This is a genomic window from Pirellulales bacterium (assembly GCA_033762255.1).
Lineage (GTDB): Bacteria > Planctomycetota > Planctomycetia > Pirellulales > JALHPA01 > JANRLT01.
Window position 1 is genome coordinate 162,719 of sequence record JANRLT010000070.1, and the last position, 20,263, is coordinate 182,981.

The following is a 20,263-nucleotide window of genomic DNA, read 5'->3' on the forward strand; positions in this document are numbered from 1 at the left end:
CCATCGGCGGCGTTGTTCCTCTCACGGAGTGAGAGGAGGACAATTCCGCTACTTACTCGATAAATTTTTTGATCAAAAACGCCTTATCCACGTTGTGGTTTTGGCCACGTTCAAAGGCGACGGGGCGGCTGCGGTCGATAATCGCAAATCCGCGATGGCGCGTGATCTCTCCCGTGTCGCTCCCCAGCTCTTGGCCGATCAAAAACGCCGGCGCTTGCGGGTCACCCGTGGTGTTGCCATTGGGCGTTACTTCAAAGTAACCGACTGTGACCCAAATGGCGTACACATTGGACCGGGTGGTGACCAGATTTGAAATGCGCTCCATATTTTGGGTCGCCAGGGGGTAATGCTGCGTGGGATTGCGGTACTCGTCCGTGGCCAGGGATTGCTCGGGACCAAATAGCAGCGTGGCGCCATCTGGTTGGCCGTTGACGTCGGGCTTGGTCCGCAACAGCGTCACATCCAGCGGATTGAGCGGCGCGTTCCCGGGTTTGGTCGTGCTATAGTTGGGGATCACCAGCGCGTTTTCATTAGCCGAGCGGAACGGATTGCCAAATTTGGTGATGGGATTGGCGGCGGCATGTCCCCGACGCGAACTGACCAAATCTGCAAACGTGCCGCCGTATTTGCCCCGCGTGGGATCATTCCAGCCGTTCATCACGGCATCCCACGCGCGCTGGTTGTTGACCGTGTTGATGTTCACACGGCCCGGCTCGCGAAAATGCGAAAAACTGTGAAACGGTGGACGAAAACGATTGAGCGGGGACGTCGGGGGGATCACCGCCGCGCCGCTGGTCCCGCCGGGATTCAGCCAATCCTCATTTCCCGCAAAGCGCGGGGCCGTCGCCACCCAATCTAAAATCCGATAAAAACCGTGGGCCTGTTGGTTAGGCGCTGTGGCGGGCTTGGTCGCAAAAAAGTTCAGCATATGGCCATAGGCCGGTCCCGGCGGCGTCGGCGGCGCCCCGCCGTACCAGGGGTTCAGGCTGTTGGCCGTGTTATCCACGAACAGCGGCTGCCCGGGGTTTTGGGGTTGCAGGTTGAATGCCTCGCTCCCTAGACGACTGGCGGAACAGGCGGGGACATGCATGATTTCGTAGGGATTATGAAACGGGCGATTCGCCCAGGACATGTTGGGAAACGCCCGGCGGGGACTGCCGCGATAGCGCTGATTCGTTCCGTAGGTGGCGTCATCGATGGGATCGCCATAGGTTTGGTTCAGGTAGCCCAGCGATTGGCCGGGCTTGGTATTGGTCTGTTCGATGTCCTCCTTAAAGACCAGCGTCATGCTATTTCCCGTCAGCACGTCGGTCCGGCGTTCGCTGTTTTGCCGCCAAATGTTGACCTGGTCGGCGCGGGGCGTATTGTTGGGCATGTAACCGGCCAGATCGCCGGGCATGGCCGCGCGCTGTCGCGAGGACAAAACCGGATGGGCGTTTTTGCCATTGGGATCATCCGGATCAAAGTCGCTATCATTGAATTTGCCGCTATCGGCCGAGGGGACGCGGTCATCGCCGTTGAACACCGTCAGGTCGATCGGCAGCCAATCGACCGTGATGTAGGGGTTGCGCTCGGGATGGTAATGGGCCGTCGGGTCCGCCACCCGTTGCAGGACAAGGGTTTTATAGTTGTCGGTTGTTCGGGTTTCGAGCAGGTTTTGCTGCTTGAGCGGCATATTTCCGCGGCTGTCCAGAGGCTTATCCAAAAAGAGCTTTGTCGTATCGACTTCATCCAAGTCGCCGTACGCCTCGTCCAGGCCGGTTTCGGGATTGGTCTCATTTGGCCGGGGATAATAGTTGGCGGCCGACCACACCGGCTCTGAGATGCTAAAGCCGACATATTCATTCGTCCAATCCGTGCGATTGGCCCCCCCCGCCGCGTGTTTGCTGGTGGGAGATCCAAAACTACCGATCGTAATGAGCGCGGCGGAATTGTAATTAGCCGTGGGCTGGTTGGGATTGCCCGCGGTGTTAGTGATCTGCACGGTGTTCTTGCCGTTTTGTAGGATAAACTGGTTTTGGTTATTCAGGCGAAACTTAAACTGCTGGGGACTGCTGACGCGGGCTTCGGGTCCGCCCATCATGGCGGCGGGCTGCAAATCATGTCCCAGGGGAAAACAGCGCAGGCCATTCCTGTCAAAGCCCATCTGCCCCGACTTGGTCGTCCCTCCGGGAACGATGACCGCGTATTGCCCGCCAAACAGCGACAGATTATCAATGTCTCCGGGAGGATTTCTTGTGGGAAAGCTGACCAGACCAGGATTGGGTGGTGTGTTGACCTCGTTATAGCAGTACAGCAAATCATTATCGGGAATTTGCGGATTGATGTCCTGACGCTGGGCAAAGACCACGATCCGTTCGATATCGGGATATGTCTGTCCCTGGGCGTTGGTTTGAATGGTCGGTGGCAGCGTGGTGCCGTTGGGATTGGAGGCGGAGTGCATGTTCCCCGTGACAAACTGCGGCGTTTGGTACGTGGCATACAGCGCCTGGTTGGGATCGCGGGACTTGGTCAAAAAGTCGTTGTTGGGATTGGTGTTGGGCCGGGTTACCACAATTCGCCAGACGGGGATGCCGTCGGGGGTGACTTTGTTCAGTTTGAGCCGCCAGCACTGATTGGCTGTGTCATAATCGTACAAATCCGGGCATGCCTGCACGGAAATGGGGCTATGCGTCGCGTACAACTCCACAAACGCTGGCCCACGCGGAATAAGAGCCTGATCCAGATCGGGATCGTCATCGCGCAACATATCCTTGGGATCGGTGTCATCCATGCCGTTGCTGTCTCGTTTTTTCATTGCCCCGTCGTCATGCTTGGAATCGCGGACGCGGCGGTCGTGCCAGGCGATACCCTCCGTCAATAAGAGCGCGGGAGCCTCGCACCCCCAGACAATCCGCTTGTCGCTGGATTGGGTATTGTAGGTTTCCATCGGGGAGATGATGCCGTTAGCCTCGACATCCCACCCCTGGTTGAGCGGGTTCACATCGTACTCAAACGGCGTCATGATGTTGTCGCTGTCCATGTACTCCACCACATTAATCGCCCATTGCGCGATGCGGCGGCGCAGTTGCTCGCTGGCGGCGGAAACCGTGGTTTGGGCGTTCCCTTCTAGTTCTCCCGTGGACCAGAGCATGAGCATGTACAGATACTTGGCCACCTGCTGCCGGACCAGCGGATTATCGTTGAAGTCGGCCAGATTGTTGGTGTCGGACAAGTCGTTGACATTAACCCCCTGGGTCAACTGCATGGCGTGCGTGCCGTTAATCTGGGCGTTCGCCGCGCTCACGCCATAGGCGGTGTTGAGCGACGCATAATTTAGCTGATGTACGCTGCTGTTAGCTGGTTGGATCGTCGTGGGGTCGCCGGGGGTGCTGTAATACTCGCTCATTTCATCCACGACGCCGTTGTTATTATCATCCAGGCCATTACCCAGCGGCCAATTCAGATTAAACTTTTGCCCGGCCAGCATTTCCGGCGGTAAATACTTGCGAATTTCCGCCTGCTTTTGCGCGGGAGCGACGGTGGAGACCAGCGTCGCCCAGGGATTGACCACCTGGTTATTGGCGTTGGCGATGGTCTCTAGCAGATGCGTGGTGGGCTGGCTATTGGCCCCGTTGTTGGGGATATAGGGCATGTGGACCGGCGTGTGCCAGCTTTCGGTGGTAAAGAGGTTGCGCTCGGGGACGACGCTGGAATTTGCCGCGCTGCCGTCAAAGGGACGCATCCGCCGCAGCCGCAGCGGCATTTGCAATGAATCAATATCGTTGGCCCGCAGGATCGCTTCTAGCTCGCTGGGGCTAAAGGGATTATCCACCTGGGGACGGGCAATCCCGCGAGGCGCGCCCGCATGTAACAGCAGCTCATACGGAGCATTGAGCATCTCTTGATTGGGCAGGGCTTTGGTGCCGCTTTTGATGATGTATAGCGGATTTCCCTGAAAGTCGATTCCCGTGGCCAAACGCCCCCAGATATCCGGCGGGGCCGAGCCATACACGCCTAAATAATTTAACCCCGAAGCGTTGGGAAAGGTCAGGTTAAACGCGGCGGCGGGGCTGCCCGTGTAATCGCGCGGCGTCCCTCCCGCCCGCAGCACCCAGGCCCAATGCGCGGGGCTGGCGATCCCCGCCTCGCCATTGGCGGCGTAACGACCATTGGGGGCGTTAAAAAAGAGGGCTGGGTCGGCGTTGAGGGCGATGCCCAGGTTGATTTCCGCGGTTCCATAACCCGACCCGGCGGGCAAGATAAAGCCCCCCGCCGCACCCCCGGCGGCGGTCGCCAGCGGGGGCATCCCCGGCACGTTCGGACTATTGTAGATGGCCATATCCTGGGCCTTATTCCCGGCGGTGTTCAGATTAATCCGGCCATCCATGTCCAAAATGAGCGGGGCGATCAAGCGCTTGTACAGGCGGCCATCCTTGGTCATTTGCAAGGGAAAGTTCGGATCAATCCAGACGCTATCGGTGATGCCGTCGCCATCGTTGTCGACATCCCACTGCAACTGGCGATTGTCCGTCTGATACAGCAGTTGCAACCGCTGTTGGGGATTGACCGCCGCGTGCGTGGGATTACTGCCGGTAAAGTTGGGGTGTTCCAGCGGATTGGGGCGAAACATCAGCGTCCGCAGCAGCCTATTATCATTGCCCGCGGAATTTGCCAATGTCCGCAGCAAATCCGGATCATGAAACGAAGGCTTTACCTGTCCCGCGACGTCCAGCCGGATGTTTTGATTATTTAAGTCGTAATACGCCAAAAACGCGTTTTGCACGTCCGGGGCGTCGTACGATTCGTTCATGCTCCAGACCGCGGGATTGAGGTGCATGCCCAAGAGTCCGGCGTTGTTAATAAGCAGCGCCAGCGGCTGGCTATTCATGCTAACAAAAGAGAGCTGGCCGTCGGTCTGATTATAACCCACGCCGGTGCCGGAAAATTCCCGCCCATTGATGAGAACGGTGTCCCCCTGGAGGGGTTGGACGGCGGCCCCCAGTTGATCGCGAAAGGACTGCACAAACAGGGTAATGCGGTTGGTATTTTGGGGAGTCTGGGAACTCACAATCCTCGAGCTGAGGACCTTGGCGTGGTTGGCGTTATTGGCGGTGCTAGTACCGATAATGCTAATGACCCGGCCGTCATAATAGGCGGGGGTGGTGTTAAAGGACTGGCCATTCTGGGGGACTAAATCCAACGCCAGGACCATATTATTTGTGCCGGGTAGGTTGGCAGTTACCGACACCACCTGCGCGCGAACGCTCTGGCTGCCAAAGATATCTTCTAACAGGGACTGGTGGATGAGCGCCGAGCCGGGAGAGAGCTCTCCGCGGAGCAGCGCGTAGAGCGACATGTCCACTTCGTTTTCCGGCGGGTCGCCGGTGATTTCCAGATTTTTGTACTGGTTGGCCGCGCGGCGGTTGGTATTAGCCACCAGCACAAACGTGACGGAAATCATCACAAACAAAAAGAGCAGCGTCAAAACCACCAAGATCAAAATCCCCCTGCGGTTGGCGCGCGCGGGGTGTTTTCGCCGGGGGAGCGGGGTTTGAGCATCAAAATTCAGAGGGGACATCTCTCGGCTCCGCATAAACGCCGCTTCCTGTTTGGCCCGGAAACGGCGTGGGTGTGTCAGCTTGGTGTGATTCATTCACAAAAGGAAACGAAGAAGGGGCTTTTCTGGCTCACTTCACGGACTTCGTTAACTCTTGTTACAGGTAATTTGTTTAACAGGAGAAAGCAGAGGGAGCGGAGTAATGCTATTCTCCGGTCTCTGCTAACTCTGCTATCTCCTGTTCAAATCTTCCATTAACTTTTGTTCAATTTCTGCCAGCCTTTTGTTTTGGCTATTTGGCGGCTACATGTCCTTCTGTTCGGCGACGGAGTAGCCTCCTAGGGTCTTTTATTCGGCGACAGAGTAGCCTCCTACAGCCCTTAATTCCACAAATTTGGACCTTCCAGGTGGATCGTCTTGGTATGGACCATGACCGCGTCATCAAAGATCACCAATTTGCCCGAGACGCCGCCATTGCCGGGGATCATCAGGTCCGGCCCGGCCAGCGTGATCTGCCGCGAGCGGGTGTTGGGATCAATATTTGACGCGCTGAGAATCTTGACCCATTGATAACGCCGGGGTCCGTTATTCACCTGATAATGCAAGAGCGCCCATTCTCCCAGCTTGACGAGCAGCCAGTTTTTAAGCGCGGCGTCACTCACGCTAATCGTCGCTTCGCCGCCGCCAATCCCCGCGCCGGGGACAATGGTCACATCCACTTCCCGTTCGCGGGGAATCCCTTTGTCATTTCCATCCCGATTATCCGAGTCCAGCAGCACCGCCGAGGGCCGTTTATAAAACACCACAATCGACAGTTGCACCGGCATCCCGCCGTAGGGAATGCCGCGAGCAATGCTGCTTTGCGAACGAGGAAGCATCGAACGGCTGGGATAAGCGTCCCCCACCCCCGTGTTAGGGATGGGCTGCAGCATCGCCATCCAAGTGTAGTTCCCCTCAAATGAGCGGCGAATGATGCTAGCGGGGGGAACAGGTGTGTTAGGCGAAATATTATTCGTGGTATCAAACCGATTGCGCGGGGGGCCGTCCGTGCTAAACGGTGTGTCGGTCAGGGTTTCGTCCTGCAGGGTAAAGATCGCCTCGATCGGGGCCACTGCTCCTAGGTTATTGGCCAGGCCCACGCTTTTTTGGTTGTTGCTGTCCAGGCGGGTCGATGTCCGGACCGAAATCCGCGGAAATTGCACACTTGGTCGTGGAAAGGACGGACCCCCCTGGTGCGGCACCATATCGACGCCGGCGGGCCGGGCGGCATTGTCCAGGCCCAGCAGGATCGGGTCGATAAAGATAGGTTGGGTTAAGATCGCGGGGATGTTGGTCGTGGCGTTGCTTTCGTCATATAGCGAGGTCCCGCTGGCCTGGCACCACAGCCGATAATCGGCAAATCCCCGCGTGCGAAACGTCCGCGACGCGTTTAAAGCCAGATTGGCCTTGCGCTCATCCTGGTCCGCCTGGGCGACGTCATTTTGGCCCAGGGGCAGCAGGGCCGCGATACTCAGCAGGCCCACTGCCAGAATAAAGATCGAGATAAGGACCTCGATCACACTGATGCCGCGTTGGGCGTGCCGGGATGAACCCCCCCGGAAAGCGGGGTGTTGTGGGAACGTGGGTAGTGGATACATGTTATTGGCCTCCCGCTTGTTTCGCGCCGCTGGCCAACTCACGCGAGGTTTTGAGATCGTTCAAATTGCGATTTCCTTGCCACATCGCGTTTGTTACCGGCGTGGGGGGGACCGCCTCCGCCACGGTGACCAAACCGGTCGAGGGATTTACCGCCACCCAGACCGCTTCGGCGTTTAAGTACCGCAGGGAGGGGTTTTGCTCTTGTTCCCGCCGCAGCGTGGTCAACAGATAAATCATCGCCGTGGGCCGGATGGCGATGGGTAATCGCCCAGAGGTGGTGTTTTCCACATAAATGACTTGATCGACCCGGCCACTGGGGGCAAAGGTGATAATGAGCGGCCATGAAACGCTGCCAGCGGTGGCGGTGTCCCGGTCGGCCAGTCGGCTAAAGTCCGCGTCGCGGTTATCCGGGCCGATGCCCGAACTGGTCAAGTCGATAATGGGAAAAGGGACATTCCCCGCCAGAGTAACAGGCGGGGCGGCGGACTTGCGCGGTTGGCGAATGATTTGAAATGGGACGCCGGCGTTGGGATTGGTGGTTGCGCCCGTGTTGGTCTGGGGAGGGGAAATATCCTGCAGCGCGCTCCAACTGATGGTGATCCGGTCGCTACTGGTAAACGGCTGACCAAAGGGACGGGGCCCCAGCCGATAATACGGCCCGCGAAAGTTAAAGCGAATGAGATCCCCCCCGCGGACCAGGCTATACAGGCTGGCGTCATTGGGGCTAAAGGTCAGGCTGGCGGTCCCCTGCGGATTACCGGCGGAGGGCTGCGCCGTGATCCGCACTTGCACGGTGGAATTGAGCGTATCCCCGCTATACGGCGGAGGCGTCTCACACAGGAACATGGTGTTAGACTCGACCGGTTCGGGCTTATTGGCGTTATAGCCGGTCGCGCCGCTACCCGGGAGCCGCTCGATCCAGATCCCCGCCGGACGACCGGTCTCGACCGCGCGGGCGCGGGCCAATTCCAAATAGGTGGCGACCTCGCGGGCGGCTTCACGAATTTTGCGGGCATTTCCCGGAGGAGAAAGCAGCGGAATGGTCGCCGCGGTAATCATGGTCAAGATCACCATCACCACCAACAACTCCACCAGCGTCAACCCGCGCCGCGGGAAACGAAAGGCGCTAGCATCGAATGTTGTTGAATTTGGGTTCATGGGATGACGGGGCGCATTAGTTGATCGAGGGAGTAATTTTATGTTCATTCTTAATTTTTCATTCTTAATTGAATTACGGGTTTAGCAACTCGTGGTTGGTGATATTGTCATGCCAGTTTTCCTCAACGCCGCCGGGGTCGGTGTCGCCAGCCAGAGTTTTATTCGTGGTGCCGTTTTGGTTTCGCGTGCCCCGGCCGTTATCGGTAAAGTAGGGGTCGCGGTATTGAAATGGCACATTTTTGACTTCGATGTCATATCCCTGATCCGCGCCGCCGGAATAAATCAAGGGGTAGAGGGCATAAGCGTGCTCATCCACCCGCAGCAGGTCATACGGGTCATGGTGTTTGTCTAAAAACTGTTGGTTGCGGACGCTGTTTTCCACATCGCGGTTGGGAAACTGCACCGCCGAATCAAACCGTGGCGCCCAGCGCAAAAAGCTGATCGGGCGCCCCCAGGCGTCTAAAAATTCCTTCATCCCGTCGCCGTCAAAATCGCCGATTTCGGTCTCGCCAAACTGCGATAAACCGTCCGCCTCTCCCAGTCCGTAAGCCACGATCATGTATAAACATTCGGCGCTTTCAAAGCGGGTAAATTCGGAATGGCTTTTGCTGGGATTCGCCCGGCTGATATACGCCCGCGTCACCGAGGGAAGCGTGGTAAAAATGTTGGTCGGTTGCAGATAATCGGCGTGGCGTTCCGGCATTTCCAGGCGCATCAGGTCCCGCAGGGCGTTCAGCCGCAGCAGCGCGGCCTGCCGCGGCTGGGTTTGCGGCGGAATGCTAATCGGCACCCGCCGCGACATGTAGGAGTCGTATTTCTCCATGATCAGCGTGTGCAGCTTGGCGATGGTGCCGCGGGTTTTGGCCTCGCGGGCGTTGTTTTGGGTGCCGGACAAACCGACCAGGACCATGCTGGCGATCATGCCCAGGATCACCACCACGACCAATAACTCCACCAGCGTCAAGCCGCGGCGCGCGGCATGACGGTTGCCGACAATTGCCGTGAGTGATTGTTCATATTGCATGGTTCTTCAAATTCTTTCCCTGACCCACTTCGTAATTTGTAATTCGTAATTTGTAATTGGATTACGGTTTTGCATCCCCCAGCGTGCCGGTGCCAAAGTTGGTGATATTGTCAAGGTCTGCGGGGGAGTAGTTTGTGCCGTTGGGATATCCTTTGTACGTGCCAGCCCCGGAGTCGGTGCCAAAGTCCCCGTCTAAACCGGCCGAAACGATCTGAAATGTTTCGGGGTTGATCGGCACGATGTTATTGGGGATGGTGGTCGCGTCCACATACGCTTTGCAAAAGCCGCTGCCATTTCCCCCCGTGGCGACATAACGCTCGTTATCCAGCGCGTTCTTGAGCGGGGATTGGTCCAGCTTGGACTTGCGGTTGATGTCAAAATAAAGAAAAGGAGACCCGTTGGTGTGCGGGGCGGTGTATTCGGCAAGTTGAAATTGTATGCCCGAAGGCATGCTGGGCAGATTGATGGTGCGGGTGAGCCGAATCCGACTTTTGTCAAACGCGTAATCCGGCTCTAGAGGATCGACAAATTTGGTGCTAATGGGTCGGCGGACGTTCTTGCCGTAGCCGGAAAGGCAAAACACCAAGATCTCGGCCGGGGTAAAGGTTTGCTGTGATAATTCGTTGACGATTCTGCGTTCATTTGCGTCCATGTTTGGAAAGACGCTCACCAAGTGCGCCGCCAGGTCGCGGCAGTTCGAAGGCGGATAAGCGCCCCGTTTGGCCTTGTAGCTTTCACATGCGCCGTGCAAGCCGTCGATCTCTTGCTTAATCACGGCCCGCCGCGCCGCCGCCAGCGCCCCCATGACCGCCACGCTGACCAGCGCCGTCAAGATTCCAATAATCACAATCACCACCAGCAGTTCAACTAGCGTAAAACCTGTACGGCGGGAAAGGGCGACACGATCCATAAAATTCGTCCTGAAAATGATGTGTGGTATGAGTTTTCAGTGGTAAGTATTTGGCAAATAGCCAGGCTCTCAACGTGGTTAATCCCGGGGGAGCGGAGAACCTCCCCCGGAATTACTTCCCCCCCCGAACATGACTCCCCGCCGGTATTTGCCATCATGGCGATTTAGCGCGGCGGCGCGTATTCTGTGGCGATGCCCTTCTTTGGCAACGATTATCTCTTCGGCAACGGAGTTGCCTCCTACTTTTTCTTCTTGCCGCCGGAGCTGGACAAGGTTTCGATCAGTTTGACCAGGGGCAAAAACAGGGCCGCGACGATAAACAGCACCGCTCCCCCCAGGAAAATAATCAACAACGGTTCCATCAGCTTTTGCAGACTTTCGGTCAAAACAGCGACTTCCTCGTCATAGGTGTCGGCCACTTTATACAACATGGTGTCCAGTTCGCCCGTTTCCTCTCCCACGTCCACCATGTTCACAACCAGATCATTGACCACGCGGCTGCGGGCCTTCATCAGCCATAGCAGCACCCCCACGGCCACCCCCAGGCCCAGGCACATCATGCCCCATTCCAGCTTGTAGAGGGCCAGCCCGGCCCCGACCAGCAATAATGGAAACGCGAACCAAAACATGGAGAGGGCGTTAAAGGGGGGAACCGAGTGTTCCTTTAACGGTTTGGCGATGCTTTCCCCTTCGCGGATGGATTCGGTTACTTTGATAAACAAGCGCTCGAACACGGCGTTGCCGCAGGTGTCGCGGGTGATGTTGAGCGCCTCCAGGATCGGCACGCCGCTGCTGATCATCGTTCCCAGCGTGCGGGTGGAGCGGGCGAGGATGGTTTTTTCCACGATCTGGCCAAAGATCGGCACTTTGATCGCAAAGAGGTCCCACCCTTCGCGTCCATACTCAAACATGGTCATCAGCTTGACAAAAAAGTAGATGCCAATCGGAATGAGTGGTAGCGTGTACCAATAATTCCCCACCCAGTGGGACATATCCCGCAGGAGGATGGTCATTTCGGGCAATTCGGTGTCAAAGCCCTTAAAAATCTTGATAAATGAAGGCACGATAAAGATCATGATCGCCGTTAAAATGGCGACCGCCACGACCACCACAAAGACCGGGTACATCATGGCCCCCTGGATCTTGCGGCGGAGGGTGAGCGATTTTTCCATGAATTCGGCCAAGCGGCGGAGAATGACTTCCAGCGCGCCGCCAGCCTCGCCGGCCTTGATCATATTGACATACAGCCGGTCAAAGGCCTTAGGCGCTTTGGACATGGCCTCGGAGAGGGTGGCACCCCCCTCGATTTCGTCGCAGACATCCATCAGCGAATATTTTAAGCGGCCATTGGGGGCCTGCTGTTCCAGAATTTTTAAACTGCGCAAAATGGGCAGGCCCGCGTCCTGCAAAATCGACAGTTGGCGGGTGAACATGGTTTTTTGCTTGACGCCAACGCCCCCGATGGCAAAGCCCCTTTTCTTTTTATTAGAGGGGCCTTTGTTAGCGTCGGCCCGGCTTTTTTTTACCGAGATTTTGGTGACATAGTAGCCCATCGAGCGGATCGTGGCCTGCGCCGCGGCTTCGCTTTCGGCATCGATCACGTCACGGATTTCTTGTCCCGTGGCGTCCATGGCCTCAAATTGATAAGTTGGCATGGTGGTGGCTGAGTTGGAGTTTGGTTATTGGTTTTTGGTGTTTAGTGTTTGGTTATTTGTGAAGCTGCGGACAGCCCTTTGGTTAAGCAACCCCATTCTGCATTCTGAATTCTAAGTTCTGCATTCAAATTACGCCTCGAGGATGGTCTCGCGGATGACTTCCTCGGCGGTGGTGGCCCCGTTGAACATGGCCTCCACCCCGGCTTGGCGCAGGGTGACCATGCCATACTTTATCGCCCGGTCGCGCAGCTCGTCCGAGGTGGCGTTGCGCATGATCATGTCGCGCATGTCGTCATTCATGATCAATAGTTCAAATAATCCCACGCGCCCCTTGTAGCCGGTGCGGTTGCAGGTGTCGCACCCTTTTCCCCGGTAAAACTTTTTCCCCTTGAGTTGCTCGGGTTTCATTTCCAGGTCGGCCAGAATTTCGGCCGAGGGCTGGATTTCTTCTTTGCAGCCCACGCATATCCTGCGCACGAGCCGCTGCGCGAGGATCGCCTCGACCGTGGCGGTAATTAAAAAGGGTTGCACGCCCATATCCCGCAGGCGGGTCACCGTGGTGGGGGCGTCGTTGGTGTGCAGCGTGCTAAAGACGGTATGTCCGGTCAAGCTGGCCTGAATGGCGATTTCGGCGGTTTCATAATCGCGGATCTCACCCACCAAGATACGGTCGGGATCTTGACGCAGGATCGACCGCAGGCAATGGGCAAACGTATTGCCTATGCCCGCATCAATCGGGACCTGCACGATGCCGTCGATATCGTACTCCACCGGATCCTCGGTGGTGATGATCTTGTCCTCGATGGAGTTTAGTTCGGACAGGGCGGCGTACAGGGTTGTGGTCTTGCCAGATCCCGTGGGGCCGGTCACCAGGATAATTCCGTTGGGCTTGGTGATGACGGAACGGAAGCTTTTTAAGATGGCGGAATTCATACCGACTTTGGTCAGATCGAGCTGCACCACGGAACGGTCCAGCACCCGCATGACGACGCTTTCGCCGAACATGGTCGGTAGGACCGCCACGCGCAAATCGACCGGATACCCGCCGATGGATAATTCGATCCGTCCGTCTTGCGGCAGGCGGCGCTCGGCGATGTCCAGGTTTGCCATGACCTTAATCCGGGTCACCAGGGCCGCGGCCATGTGCCGGGGGGGCGGGACCATCTCGAAGAGAACGCCGTCGGCCTTGATCCGAATGCGAAATTCATCCTCGAACGGCTCAAAGTGCAAGTCGCTGGCATGGTCCTTGATCGCCATCAAGAGCACCATGTTCAGCAGTTTGCGGACCGGTTCGCTATCGGCCATCGCCACCAGATCGTCGATGTTTTCTTTGGTGGAGACTTTGGCCGCTTGAAACGCCTTGTCATCAACCTTGAGGTTTTCAACCAGGTTTTCCAGGCTTTCCTTGTCCGAATAATACCGATCCAAGGTCTTTTGAATGTCCTTTTCGGTCGCCACGCAACTGCGTATGCTGTACCCCAACAGCGTCCGCAATTCATCCTGCACGCTTAGCTTTTGCGGGTCGCACGTGGCGATGGTCAGCGTATCCTCGCGAAAGTCTACCGGCACGATGCGGTACATCTGCGCCATCGTGGGGGAGATTTTTTCCAGGACATTTTTAGGTATATTGACATCCGACAGGGCGACGGTCTTCATCGCCATTTGTTCGGCCAGGGCCTGGATAAGCTGCTCGTCGGTGATCAGGCCCAATCCTTCGGCTAATTTACCCAACAACTCGCCCGGGCGACGTTTTTGCTCGATGAGGAGCATGTCGAGTTGTTCGTCGGTGATATAGCCCAAATCCACCAGGATTTGGCCGATGCGTCGGATAGCCATGACTTCGCTGCCGCAAAAAATGGGTCAAGTTGCCAGATCAAAAAAACAACCAATTTATCAGTTTAAGCGCGGGGTGGAACTTAGTGTTTGCCGGTGAGCGGCTTTTTGGGTCCCCCCAGGTCCTTGGCCGCGGAGGCCACGTCGTCTTCGTCGTCAAACATCCCGCGTTTAGCGTTGGCGATGCGCGCGGCCAGTTCGTCGGGGTTATTGGATTTGCTGAGTACGTCTTCCTCGGTGCATTTGTTATCGCGCCACAGCTTAAACAGCGAATCATCCATCAGCATCATTCCTTTTTTGGCTCCGGTTTGGATGGCCGAATTGATGCGGAAGGTCTTGTTTTCGCGGATCAGGTTGCCAATGGCCGAATCCACCACCAGCATCTCGTAGGCGGCGCAGCGTCCCCCGCCGATCTTTGGCAACAACGCTTGCGAAATCACGCCAATAATCGCCGTGCTTAGCTGCACGCGAATCTGGTCCTGCTGGGTCGTGGGAAAAACGTCAATAATGCGGTTGACAGTCCCCTGCGCGCCCGTGGTGTGCAGCGTACCAAAGACAACGTGCCCCGTTTCGGCGGCGGTAATGGCCGCCTCAATCGTCTCCAGATCGCGCATTTCCCCCACCAAAATCACGTCGGGGTCTTGCCGCAAGGCCCGCCGCAACGCCTCGGAAAAGCTGGGGACATCCACGCCCACTTCACGCTGGTTGACGGTGGATTTTTTGTTGTTGTGGTAAAATTCGATGGGATCCTCAATCGTGATGATATGATGATCCACGTTTTCGTTAATGTAGTTAATAAGCGCGGCCAGGGAGGTGCTTTTGCCCGACCCGGTTGGTCCCGTTACCAAAAACAGTCCGCGGGGGCGCATCACTAGCTTTTTAGCCATTTCCGGCAGGCCCAGTTGCTCTGGTGTCAGCAGCTTATTGGGAATTTGCCGCAATACCATCGAGACATTGCCGCGCTGCTTAAAGATAGAGACGCGAAACCGGCATAAATCGCCAAAGGCAAAGCCAAAGTCCGAGCCGCCGACCGTTTGCAGTTCTTGCTGGCAACGATCAGGGGCGATGCTTTTCATTAGACCTAGCGTATCTTCCGGGGTCAGCACCTTTGTGTCCAACCGGCGCATATGCCCATCCAACCGAAAGACCGGCGGTTGGTTGGTGGTGATATGGATGTCGCTCGCCCCCTGTTTCACGGCGGCGTGCAGCAGTTTGTCAATGAGGATCGTCCCCATGGCACTCTTCTTTTGTTACAAAAAAACCGCCACAACCCACCGGACGCACGCGCGTCCGACGATCATGAATACACCTATCTTGGATAACTCACAGTAAACCGCAGTGTCTAAAAACCGCACTGTCTAGTAAAAATGTCGCAAACCGTGAGGCGCGAACGCTTTACCAAACAGGAGTCGCCGATTGATCCACGACCTGTCACGGCGCTATACACGCCTGACACTTCGTAAAATTGCCATTAAGGAAATCTGTTCCAGATCAACACGCCGCCACCGCAGGAAACCAAATAACAAAAAAAGATAAGATTGGTTCCTTTGCGCCGACACCCCGCAAAGCCGTTTCGTGTTAGGCCATACTTGAAGGCAATGATCTGGCAAATCAAAAAGAAATCCGCGAATCGCGAATCTGCCAAAAAATCAAAAGCCACCAAGGCGAAACCGCGTTGCTGCCTTGTGCGAGTCACCTTTGGATTATTCACCTCGTTGTGGAAAAACTCAAATTTCAAACGAATGTTGCATCCTCGTTTGTCGACTATGGCGTAGGTCGTTGCCCCAGCCCCATCGAGACGCCAATCCCCATCCGAATCCCCAGTTAACTACTGGAGATTTGATTTAGCTATCGCGCTTGGCGACGCTGACCACTTCTTCCAGGGTGGTAATCCCCCGCATCACTTTGCCAATCCCATCCTGATACAGAGTGCTCATCCCCTGCTCAATCGCGGCCCGGCGGATCACCTGGGTGGCGGCCCCCTCGAACGCCAATTGCCGGATTTTTGCTGTCATCAACATCATTTCAAAAATTCCCAACCGTCCGCGGTAACCTGACTTTTGACAATTTGAGCATCCGCGACCCTTCATAAAAGTTGCTTTCTTGGCCATCTCGGGAGTAATGCCAGCGGATTCCAGTGCGGACTCGGGAGGGGTAAAGGGAACCTTGCATTTAGAGCAAATGACCCGGACCAACCGTTGCGCCAGCACTGCAATCACACTGCTGGAGACCAAATAGGACGGCACACCCATGTCTACCATCCGTGTAACAGCACCGGGCGCATCATTCGTATGTAGTGTACTGAAAACCAAGTGTCCAGTCAAAGATGCTTGAATTCCCATTTGTGCCGTTTCGCTATCCCGCATTTCTCCGACAAGGATGATATTTGGTGCTTGGCGTAACATCGAGCGAATAATACGGGCAAAGTCCAGCCCAATCCCGTGTTTGACCTCTACCTGATTGATCCCGGGCAGGTAGTATTCCACAGGATCTTCTGCGGTAATAATCTTGACATCAGGGCGGTTTAACTCATTCAAGGCGGCATAGAGCGTAGTCGTTTTGCCCGACCCGGTGGGCCCTGTGACCAGAATAATGCCGTTAGGCCGACGGATAAGGTTCTTAAAGTTCTTGAAATCTGTTTCGGCAAGGCCCAACTGTCGAATCCCCACCCGAATGCTGTCTTTATCAAGCACACGCATGACCACGGACTGGCCATGGTTAGTGGGAAGGACGCTAACGCGCAGATCGAGCTGCTTTTCGCCGACGGTGATTTTTATCCGACCGTCTTGAGGTCTGCGGCGTTCCGCAATATCTAATTTTGCCAAAATTTTTAACCGGGAAAGAACAGCCCCGAGCAGCCGTTTGGGGGGGCTGTCCCGTTCGACCAGGACGCCGTCGATCCGGTAGCGAATGCGAATTCGATCCTCGAACGGCTCAATATGGATGTCCGAGGCCCGCAGTTGGATGGCCTCGGTTATGATTAAATGGACCAGCCGGACAACCGGAGCGCTGGTTTCGTCCACATCGGCGTCGTCGGGGCCCGAGGCCGCGTCATCGGTCGTTTCGGTAAAGTCGATCGCCGTATCCGTGAACTCTTGTAACATCGAGTCCGTGGATTCCCCCTCGGTCTGGCCATAATGGCGATTGATCGCCTCGATGATGTTATCTTTGGGTGAAATCGCGATTTCGATATTGCGATTCAGGATAAAGCGCAATTTATCGCGGGTTTCGTAGTCCATAGGGTCGCTCATGATAACTTTGAGCGTCCCGTTATCCTCCGACATGGGGAGCACGGCGTTTTCGCGGGCGACCGATTCGGGGACTAATTCCACTACCGACGGCGGAATGACCACTTCCTGCAAATTGACATAGTCCAGGCCGTGTTCCTTGGCCAATGCGCGGCTGATTTCCTCCCCGGTGGCATAGCCCAGGTTGGTCAGTGCGTCGGCAACCTTGATGCCGCGGTCCTTGGCGACCTTGCGGGCTTCATTGGCCTGGTCAGAGCTAATGATCCGGGTACGCAGCAAAATGTCCAAAAAATCGCCCGATTTGGCCATGATGATCCTCAAAAACAGGGCTTGGGCGGGCGTGCCCGATACAGGCACAGCAGCCCGCGCGCAAGCGTTACATTCGCCGTGAGATTCCGGATCACGGCTCCCGCGTGAGAAACCTCTTCCCTCGCGCAATTCGATCACGTGGCTGAAATTCACACCGCTGAGGCTGGTGTTATCACAGCTTTAGCTGAAATTCCGGCAGCGCAGCAAAAGAATTTTTGCTAAAAAAACATGGTCGCCCGCCGTCCAGGCCAGCTAGCCCATCCCACCTAGCCAGCCCCCGCCCTTAACGCCGCATGTTGGCCCAAAACTGCTGCCAGGGTGAAATTTCGGCACGATTAGTTCCAACTTGTAGACTAATGAGCGGGGGGAAGAGTGTCAACTGAAAGGAACTGCTAATCTCGGCATTAATCAACGATGGCTGAAAATCCTTGCGGAAACCCAGGCAAAATGTCAATAAATTACAGATAATAAATATGCGAAAGAGTCTCGGGAATGGCCCCCCTCGGAAAGTCTAGAAGCCCCGTTTAACCTTCTAAAATACCCAGCCGAATGAGTTTTTCGCGGCATTCGTCCCGCTCCCGGCAGCGGGTCAGTCCCTGCCAGGCGGGATCTTGAACAGTCAAAAAGTCTTCTTCCGCGGCGGCGGTTTTGCCTTCCCGGCGCAGTCGTTCTTGCAATCGCGCTACCACCCCCACGTCCAGCCGACTCAGGTCGAGGGCCTGCACGCGATAATCGATGAACGCCTCCCACACCAGCGGAAAGAGGGGCTGAACCAGTTTTTCCCCAAGGGTTGTCGCATAGCGGCGAATTTCTGCCTGGGCGTGGCTGTCCATCCGCAGGGCTAAAAAATGCAGCAAATTGTGGAGGTCGATTTTCCAGTAGGCCTCGGTGTAGGTGCATAGCGGCAGGTCCTTGCGGGCTTGTTCGCGGGCGACGCCTCGGGTGATGCGGTCCTCGTACAATTGTCGGGCCGCGGCCTGAAACGCGGCCTCCGCGGCGGTTAGTTCCTCTCCCACTTCTTGAGGCAGGGGCGCGCCGCTTCCCTGGCGATTAGTGGCGGCCTGGGAACGCCACTCTGTCGGCGGGGTGGTCTGGGTGGCAGCAATCGCCAGCGAATAACGCGTGCTGTATTCGTTGACATTGGCCGTGCGGTGCCGAATCCATTGACGCCAGCAGTCCATCGGCACCCGGATCAAAAATTTTAACTCCGCCATTTCAAAGGGTGTCGTGTGCCGATGCCGTAATAAATACCGAATCAGCCCCCGATCGTCACTAACCTGCCGCGTCCCTTCGCCATAACTGACCCGGGCGGCCTGGACCACCGCCTGGTCATCACCCATGCAATCCACCAGGCATACAAAGCCATCATCCAGAACGGGAAATTTTTGCCAGCGCAGTTGTTCCACAAGAGGTTGATTGGTGGGCATGGTCGGAGAAATTGGTAATAGCAATCGATGCGAAAATGGCAGGGGAGGCGCCGCGGGGGCAGGCACCCCTTTATAGCAATTTTGGCGTATAAGAATAGGAGTAGACGGGTCGCGAACCGGGAACCCAAATTTATGCAAAGCAATGATTGTTGACGAATGTCTTGCTTGCCAGCAGAAATTCAGCGCACACAAAACCCCGGACGACGATCAGAGGGTTTTTGCCGATGGCTCCCCTAACAACTCTTCCGCATAATGGCAGCGCGTGAGATGGCCGGAATTTTGCGGCTCGGCGGTGTCAGTCAGCACACGCAGCCGCGGCATTTCGCTGGGGCAACGTTCGGCCTTGGCCCAGGCGCAGCGCGGATGAAAATAACACCCCGCCGGCAAATTGGCCGCGCTGGGGACCATGCCGGGAATGGAATGCAGGCTGGCGAGGTTGCCGGGTTGCGGCCGGGAACGCAACAGTCCCACCGTGTAAGGATGCAATGGCTGGTCAAACACCCGCCGCCCGGCGGCGGACTCCACCACCTGCGACGCGTACATAACCGTCACGCTATTGGCCATTTCCGCCACCACGCCCAGGTCATGCGTGATGAGCAAGATGGCCATGCCGGCGCGGGCCTGCAATTCCCGCAACAAATCGAGGATTTGGGCCTGAATGGTGACATCCAGGGCGGTGGTGGGCTCGTCGGCGATAAGCAATTCGGGATCGCAGGCGAGCGCGATGGCGATCATCACCCGCTGCCGCATGCCGCCGGAAAATTGATGCGGATAATCGTCAATGCGTTTTTCCGGTTGGGGAATTTTAACTAGATTCAGCAGCTCCAAAGCGCGAGCACGGGCCGCGGAACTTGAAAGTTTTTTATGGATGCGGAGCGATTCGGCGATTTGCTGGCCGATGGTATAGACCGGGTTGAGCGAAGTCATCGGCTCTTGAATAATCATGCCGATCCGTCCGCCGCGAATCCGGCGAATTTGTTCCGTCGGAGCGGTGGTTAATTCCACATCCCCTCCTTGGTCATGGAGGATGATTCGCCCTCCCGTGACTCGGCCCGGCGGGGCTATCAGTTGCAGAATCGCCATCGCGGTGACACTTTTCCCACAGCCGCTTTCTCCCACCAGACCCACGGTTTGCCCACGGGGAATCACCAGCGAAACCTCGTTCACGGCCTTGACCAACCCCTCGCGCGTGGGAAAGGCGACACTGAGATTATCAATGGTGATGAGGGGCTGGGGCATGGGGGATGGTTTTTGGTTTTTAGAGACTGGTTTTTGGTTTTTGGGGGGAATGAGCTGAAATCTAAATTTATAGCCACTGAGGTGTGAAGAACACTGAGGAATTCACAGAGCAGATTCTTTGCAAATTCAGGCTTGTTGTAAAAGTGATTGATTTTTGCGGGCCAAAGGCACTCGATATTTTGCGGGCCAAAGGCCCGACCTATCCCAGCCTAGGGCAAGCGCAGCGTCGCCCTAGGTCAATGGAAATAAATAAAAGGGCCAACGGCCCGATTCATAACACCTA

Annotated in this window: 12 protein-coding genes; all 12 read right to left on the bottom strand. The window is 56.4% G+C overall.

Going from position 1 to position 20,263, the window contains the following annotated elements; all coding sequences use genetic code 11:
* Positions 1–52: 52 nt before the first annotated feature.
* Complete coding sequence (locus SFX18_19760; GenBank protein ID MDX1965392.1) at positions 53–5,560, bottom strand: hypothetical protein; 5,508 nt, start codon at positions 5,558–5,560, stop codon at positions 53–55.
* Positions 5,561–5,919: 359 nt separating this feature from the next.
* The gene (locus tag SFX18_19765) at positions 5,920–7,176 is read right to left on the bottom strand and encodes a prepilin-type N-terminal cleavage/methylation domain-containing protein (GenBank protein ID MDX1965393.1); all 1,257 of its coding nucleotides are present in this window, start codon (positions 7,174–7,176) and stop codon (positions 5,920–5,922) included.
* A 1-nt stretch (position 7,177) separates the two neighbouring features.
* Positions 7,178–8,335 carry a GspH/FimT family pseudopilin gene (locus tag SFX18_19770; protein ID MDX1965394.1) on the bottom strand — a complete coding sequence of 386 codons (1,158 nt, stop codon included), beginning with the start codon at positions 8,333–8,335 and terminating at the stop codon, positions 7,178–7,180.
* Between the two features lie 73 nt (positions 8,336–8,408).
* Complete coding sequence (locus tag SFX18_19775) at positions 8,409–9,359, bottom strand: prepilin-type N-terminal cleavage/methylation domain-containing protein (GenBank protein ID MDX1965395.1); 951 nt, start codon at positions 9,357–9,359, stop codon at positions 8,409–8,411.
* A 61-nt stretch (positions 9,360–9,420) separates the two neighbouring features.
* Positions 9,421–10,269 (bottom strand): prepilin-type N-terminal cleavage/methylation domain-containing protein, encoded by an 849-nt coding sequence (locus tag SFX18_19780; protein ID MDX1965396.1) that lies wholly within the window; start codon positions 10,267–10,269, stop codon positions 9,421–9,423.
* A gap of 239 nt (positions 10,270–10,508) precedes the next feature.
* Positions 10,509–11,924, bottom strand: coding sequence for a type II secretion system F family protein (locus SFX18_19785; GenBank protein MDX1965397.1), 1,416 nt, complete (start codon positions 11,922–11,924; stop codon positions 10,509–10,511).
* Positions 11,925–12,053: 129 nt separating this feature from the next.
* Complete coding sequence (locus tag SFX18_19790) at positions 12,054–13,760, bottom strand: ATPase, T2SS/T4P/T4SS family (protein MDX1965398.1); 1,707 nt, start codon at positions 13,758–13,760, stop codon at positions 12,054–12,056.
* 80 nt (positions 13,761–13,840) lie between these two features.
* Positions 13,841–14,992, bottom strand: coding sequence for a type IV pilus twitching motility protein PilT (locus tag SFX18_19795; GenBank protein MDX1965399.1), 1,152 nt, complete (start codon positions 14,990–14,992; stop codon positions 13,841–13,843).
* Between the two features lie 236 nt (positions 14,993–15,228).
* Positions 15,229–15,495 carry a hypothetical protein gene (locus SFX18_19800; GenBank protein ID MDX1965400.1) on the bottom strand — a complete coding sequence of 89 codons (267 nt, stop codon included), beginning with the start codon at positions 15,493–15,495 and terminating at the stop codon, positions 15,229–15,231.
* A 106-nt stretch (positions 15,496–15,601) separates the two neighbouring features.
* Positions 15,602–17,314, bottom strand: a complete 1,713-nt coding sequence (locus SFX18_19805) for an ATPase, T2SS/T4P/T4SS family (protein ID MDX1965401.1) — start codon at positions 17,312–17,314, stop codon at positions 15,602–15,604.
* Between the two features lie 524 nt (positions 17,315–17,838).
* Positions 17,839–18,741 (bottom strand): FAD-dependent thymidylate synthase, encoded by a 903-nt coding sequence (gene thyX / locus SFX18_19810; protein MDX1965402.1) that lies wholly within the window; start codon positions 18,739–18,741, stop codon positions 17,839–17,841.
* A gap of 207 nt (positions 18,742–18,948) precedes the next feature.
* Positions 18,949–19,980 (bottom strand): ABC transporter ATP-binding protein, encoded by a 1,032-nt coding sequence (locus SFX18_19815; GenBank protein MDX1965403.1) that lies wholly within the window; start codon positions 19,978–19,980, stop codon positions 18,949–18,951.
* Between the last annotated feature and the right edge of the window lie 283 nt (positions 19,981–20,263).

What these genes read in the sequence shown, in the direction of transcription:
- SFX18_19760 (MDX1965392.1), bottom strand. Translation starts at nt 5,560, where the DNA reads ATGTCCCCTCTGAATTTTGATGCTCAAACCCCGCTCCCCCGGCGAAAA.
- SFX18_19765 (MDX1965393.1), bottom strand. Translation starts at nt 7,176, where the DNA reads ATGTATCCACTACCCACGTTCCCACAACACCCCGCTTTCCGGGGGGGT.
- SFX18_19770 (MDX1965394.1), bottom strand. Translation starts at nt 8,335, where the DNA reads ATGAACCCAAATTCAACAACATTCGATGCTAGCGCCTTTCGTTTCCCG.
- SFX18_19775 (MDX1965395.1), bottom strand. Translation starts at nt 9,359, where the DNA reads ATGCAATATGAACAATCACTCACGGCAATTGTCGGCAACCGTCATGCC.
- SFX18_19780 (MDX1965396.1), bottom strand. Translation starts at nt 10,269, where the DNA reads ATGGATCGTGTCGCCCTTTCCCGCCGTACAGGTTTTACGCTAGTTGAA.
- SFX18_19785 (MDX1965397.1), bottom strand. Translation starts at nt 11,924, where the DNA reads ATGCCAACTTATCAATTTGAGGCCATGGACGCCACGGGACAAGAAATC.
- SFX18_19790 (MDX1965398.1), bottom strand. Translation starts at nt 13,760, where the DNA reads ATGGCTATCCGACGCATCGGCCAAATCCTGGTGGATTTGGGCTATATC.
- SFX18_19795 (MDX1965399.1), bottom strand. Translation starts at nt 14,992, where the DNA reads ATGGGGACGATCCTCATTGACAAACTGCTGCACGCCGCCGTGAAACAG.
- SFX18_19805 (MDX1965401.1), bottom strand. Translation starts at nt 17,314, where the DNA reads ATGGCCAAATCGGGCGATTTTTTGGACATTTTGCTGCGTACCCGGATC.
- thyX (MDX1965402.1), bottom strand. Translation starts at nt 18,741, where the DNA reads ATGCCCACCAATCAACCTCTTGTGGAACAACTGCGCTGGCAAAAATTT.
- SFX18_19815 (MDX1965403.1), bottom strand. Translation starts at nt 19,980, where the DNA reads ATGCCCCAGCCCCTCATCACCATTGATAATCTCAGTGTCGCCTTTCCC.